Source organism: Armatimonas sp. (genome assembly GCF_031410135.1).
Taxonomy (GTDB): Bacteria; Armatimonadota; Armatimonadia; order Armatimonadales; family Armatimonadaceae; genus Armatimonas.
The window spans coordinates 1-4,951 of record NZ_JANNYP010000207.1 but is presented as its reverse complement, the minus strand read 5'-3'; the positions used below and the strand labels follow the sequence as shown (position 1 = coordinate 4,951).

3 protein-coding genes are annotated in these 4,951 nt (G+C 63.1%); 1 reads left to right on the top strand and 2 read right to left on the bottom strand.

Features of this window, described 5'->3' with window-relative positions; genetic code table 11:
- On the bottom strand, positions 1–467 hold a 467-nt coding region (locus RMO15_RS07470; RefSeq protein ID WP_309709971.1), incomplete at its 3' end, for a DUF1501 domain-containing protein.
- Positions 457–3,072: a DUF1553 domain-containing protein gene (locus RMO15_RS07465; RefSeq protein ID WP_309709968.1), complete on the bottom strand. Its 2,616-nt coding sequence runs from the start codon at positions 3,070–3,072 to the stop codon at positions 457–459. The genes RMO15_RS07465 and RMO15_RS07470, both read right to left, overlap by 11 nt.
- 37 nt (positions 3,073–3,109) lie before the next feature.
- Here RMO15_RS07465 and RMO15_RS07460 point away from each other — a divergent pair.
- The coding region (locus RMO15_RS07460) for a hypothetical protein (RefSeq protein ID WP_309709965.1) at positions 3,110–4,951 on the top strand (1,842 nt) is incomplete at its 3' end.

The following is a 4,951-nucleotide window of genomic DNA, read 5'->3' as shown; positions in this document are numbered from 1 at the left end:
AACGTCGCGGGGGTGTGGTTGGCGGACTTGGCCTTCATTGAGCACAGAAACGTGATGTCATCCACTCGCTCTGCAATATGCGGCAGCAGCTCGCTCACCCAGCGCCCACTCTTGCCGTGCTGCTTGAAGGCAAAGGGGCTCTTCATGAGATTTCCCGGCTGGGCAAAGAACGTGTCAAAGACTTTCTTGCACTCTTTGCCATCCATTTTTATTAGTTCAGGCTTGTAGTCAAACGTATCCAGGTGGCTCACGCCGCCACAACAGAATATCTGAATGACACGCTTGGCTCTCCCCCCTGCCCCGGCCCCAGTCAACCTCTCCCCAACCCCTCTCCCGGGCGCTCGTTCCTCGCTGGGAAAGGGGCTTGATTGTGCCTCGTCCACCAAGAGTGCGGCAAGAGCGATGGAGCCAAGGCCACTGGCGGCTTGGGTGAGAAAATCGCGGCGATTGGTGGGGCTATTTTGCATAGAGAAACTCACTGGAGTTGAACAGTGCCCAGCAGAGGCTGTCGAGCGGGTGGGCTTTGAGATAGGTGAGGGCGCGGCTACGCTCGATGGGCGTGGGCGGGCGGCCAAAGGCGAGGGTGTAGGCCCCAGTTATCTGGGCATCGGGGAGGCTCCCTGCCTCGTGCCGAAGGCGCTCGGCGAAGGCGCGGGACTGGCGCAGGACGAAGCTATCGTTCATCAGGGCGAGGGCTTGGATCGGCGTCGTGGTGACCGTGCGTTTCGGGGTTTTGGTGGACGGGTCGGGGCAGTCGAGGGTTTCTAGCAGCGGGTTACGGGCGCTCTGAACCCCCATCCGGTAGAGCGTCCGACGGTTGAACTCGGGGGTGTCTTTGTCTATCAGCTGGTAGAAATCCGAGCCGTAGTTACTGACCGTGAAGGGGCGGAAGCTGGGGCCACCGAGCGCGGGGTTGAGCTTACCACTGAGAGCGAGCATGCTGTCGCGCACGACCTCGGCCTCAAGGCGGCGCGGGGGAAAGCGCCAGAGGAGCTGGTTGTCAACGTCTATTTTCGCTGCCTTGGGATCGAGCTGCCCGGACTGCCGATACGTGCTGGAGAGCAGGATCGCACGATGGAGTTTTTTCAGGCTCCACTCGCCGGGACCGGAGAACGCAGTCGCGAGCCAGTCGAGGAGCTCCGGGTGGCTGGGGCTCTCACCGTTGTTGCCAAAGTCGCTTGCGGTGCCGACAATCCCGCGCCCGAAGTGCCCCTGCCAGACCCGGTTGACCATCACCCGCGCCGTCAGCGGGTTGCGGGAGTCCGTCAGCCAGTTTGCTAACGCGAGGCGGCGCTGTGCCTCAGGGGAGTCGGCGGCGAGGCCAAAGTTGGGTGAGCAGGCCGTGAGTGCGCTCAGACCGCCTGGCGTGACGAGCTCTCCCTGCGCCGTGACATCGCCGCGGGGCAAGACATAGGTCGGGCTGGGCTGCTGGGAGATCGCGGCGTAGGCTTGAACCGGGGCCTCAAGCGTTTTTAGCGCTCCCGCCAGCCGCACACTCTCTGCCTGGAGCACCTCGCGCTGCTTGCGCTCGCTCGCGGTGAGGGCGGCGGTGAGCGCCTCGGGGGTGATGTTAAACGGGGCGTTCTGATAGGACTCCGCCACCTCGGGATCGGTGAGGGCTCGGTCGTAGACGCGCACTTCCTCAAGCTCGCCCTTCAGAAAGTTCGTGGAGCCTGTGTGGCGTGGGCCGATCAGCAGATGCGTCTTGCCTGCCGGGTAGGTGCGTGCTGTCGCCTCCGGCTGGTAGGCGGCGGCGTAGGGCTTGCCATTGCGAAAGAGCTGGATGTGACCGTCTGCGCGGTAGACAATGAGAAGCTGCACGAGGCCCGTCTCTGTCTCTTGCGGTGCGTCTAGGTCTTTGGTGCGGTGGTAGAACTCGCTCCCGGCGATCCACTTGCCGCGCTGGCGCTCCCCAAAGACAATGCCATCAAACTGCGCTCCGCCCTCAGTCTCGATGGTCAGCGCACTCCCGCCCTGCTGTTCCAAGTCCGCAAGGCTCACCCAGGCTTCAAGGGTTTTTTCTCGTAGCTCCACGGCTAGCGGCTCGCTCTGGAAGCGCCCGCGCTTTCCATCGAGCCTCAGCCGTCCGCCCGGCAGCTCGTCAAAGCCCAGGCGCAACACAGGTTGCGTCTTGGTGGCTTTTGGTGCCGTGCCACGCTCGGCCAGCAGGCGCGTGCGGGCCGGTTCCTCAATGCGCCGAAGCTCTCTCTGGCAAGTGGCTTGTTGTTTGCGCAGCGCCACGAGTTGTTTGTCACGCTGCTCGGCTTGCTTTTGCGTCAGTACGGGGCGGTTTCCGGGCTGGACACCCGCTAGCGCAGACTTGAGGCGGTAGTAGTCCTTGGCGGGAATCGGGTCGAACTTGTGGTCATGGCAGCGGGCGCAGTTGACGGTCAGCCCGAGAAAGGTCTGCCCGACCAGCCCGATCATGTCCTCTAGCTCCTCCTCGCGTGCTCGGAGCCGCACTTGTAGGCCAGGTGCGCCCTTGCCCGCTTCGTCCTGTGGCCCGGCGACCAGAAAGCCCGTGGCGACCGGGCTGGCATCGGGGAGCACATCGCCTGCGAGCTGCTCACGTACAAACCGGTCGTAGGGCATGTCCGCGTTAAGCGCCTCGACCACCCAGTCCCGGTAGCGCCAGGCGTGCTCGCGCAGGCGGTCGTACTCAAAGCCATGGCTCTCGCCAAAACGCGCCACATCCAGCCAGTGCCGCGCCCAGCGCTCGCCGTAGTGGGGCGAGGCGAGTAATCTATCTACGAGTCTTTCGTAGGCATGGGGAGTTTTGTCAGCCAGAAACGCGGCGATCTCTTGTGGCGTCGGTGGTAGGCCGGTGAGGTCAAACGTCACCCGCCGGATCAGCGTGCGCCTATCGGCCTCCGGCGCGGGCCTTAGGCCCTTTGCTTCAAGCTTGGCCAGCACAAAGGCATCTATGGGGTTGCGTCCCCAAGAAGTATTCTTCACCGTCGGCGTGTGGGGTAGGCCAACAGGCTGGAGCGACCAAAGGCGACTCTCACGCTTGGCTAGGGCGAGTGTTCCCAGCAGCGCAAGGGGGATCAGAGCAAAAAAGCGACGTTGCATTGTTGAGAATATTGTACCTGTCAGGTTATAGTAGCGCATGACAAAGATTGAACCCCTCGTGACCAGGACAACCCGCGATGCCGCTTTTGTCCTGGGAGCAAGTGGCGCATGGCTTGCGCTGGCACGCCGCCGTGACGGGCGAAGCTATCTCGGACCTAGCCAACCTGCGCCGCTTTTGCAAGTGCGCGTCGCCGGGAAGCTGTACGCGCCGGAGACGGCAAGCTGGAACGGGAAGACGCGCCGGCTCACGCTGAGCTTTGGCGCGATTGGCGTGAGCACGGTGTTGACGGTACAGACAAAAACAAGCCACCTGACGCTGGAACTAATTGAGCTTACGCCAAAAGATGCCGTCGAGCTGGTGGTCTGGGGGCCGTACCCGACTGTGATCGGGGAAACGATTGGCGAGATCGTCGGCGTGGTGCGCGACTCCGACACCGCCATTGGGATTCAGGCGCTGAACGTAAAAACACTCGGGGGCTTTCCAGGGCAAGAGAGCGATATTGAGCCCGATTTCAATACCGATGACACCGGCACCTACCCAGACCTGCCCGATGCCCTCAAGAAAGACCAGCTCTTTCGCGGCGACACGGCGCGACGCACGGCCTTTGGGAGCGTGATCCAGTGCTACTGCCGCAACCGGAGCCAGGCGCGTGTGATTCCCAACTGGGGCATTGAGAAGTTCCCCGCGCCCGCCTTTGACGATGGCGGCGTGGTCGGGAGCAAGATCGCGCTCTTTGCTTGCCCAGCAGCTAAGGCGCTGGACACGCTGGGCGCGATTGAAGTGGCAGAGGGGCTGCCGCACCCGTTGCTCGATGGGGTCTGGGCCAAGAAATCCCCGCGTGCGACGGACTCCTATCTGATTGTTGATTTCAGCGAGAGCACGATTGATCGCGCCATTGAGATGACCCTGAAGGCGGGGCTGCGCTATCTTTACCATAGCTCGCCGTTTGAGACCTGGGGGCACTTTCGCCTCAAGCCTAGTCTCTTTCCGCATGGGGTCGCGGGGCTGCGGGAGTGTGTCGAGCGTGCGAAAAAAGCAGGCGTGCGGGTGGGCTTTCACACGCTCTCGAATTTTATTACCCCCAACGACCCGTATGTCACCCCGCGCCCCGATCCACGCCTCGCACGGAGCGGCGTGAGTGCGCTCATAGCCAGCGTTACTCCAACCCAGACCGAGCTGCTAATTGCTGACCCGGAGCCTTTCGTGAAGAAGACGGCGATGAGCACGGTTGCCATTGGCGACGAGCTGGTCCGCTACGAGAGCGTCTCGCCGACCGCACCCTGGCGGCTCCTGGGCTGCCAGCGTGGCGCGTGGGGGACGCAGGCGGCGGCGCACGCCAGCCAGAGCGCGGTCGGGAAGCTGATGGACCATGACTACAAAGTCTTTTTGACCGATGCCTCACTCACGCAAGACGTCGCCAAGAATATCGCGGCGCTCTGCAACCAGACCGGCACGCTCCAGATCTCGCTGGATGGGCTGGAGGGCAACTGGTCCACGGGCATGGGGCAGTACGGGCGGACGCTCTTTACTCAGAGCTGGTACAACGCCCTCGCCCCCGAGCTCAAGGGGCAGATCAACGATGCCAGTAACCCCGGACACTTCAACTGGCATGTCTACACCCGCATGAACTGGGGTGAGCCCTGGTACGCGGGCTTCCGCGAGAGCCAGACCCTCTATCGCTTTAAGAACCAGCTCCACTACTCCCGCAACCTCATGCCCCGGATGCTGGGCTGGTTTGCCCTGCGCCCAGAGACGACTATCGAAGACGCCCAGTGGCTCCTAGCCCGCGCGGCGGGCTTCGATGCGGGCTTTGCACTGGCGACCAGCCTCGCCAGCACCGCCCAGCGCATCGGGGGGCTTCTCGGAGTCGAGTTCACC

Coding starts and splice junctions, on each gene's coding strand:
- RMO15_RS07465 (WP_309709968.1), bottom strand. CDS start 3,072: ATGCAACGTCGCTTTTTTGCTCTGATCCCCCTTGCGCTGCTGGGAACA.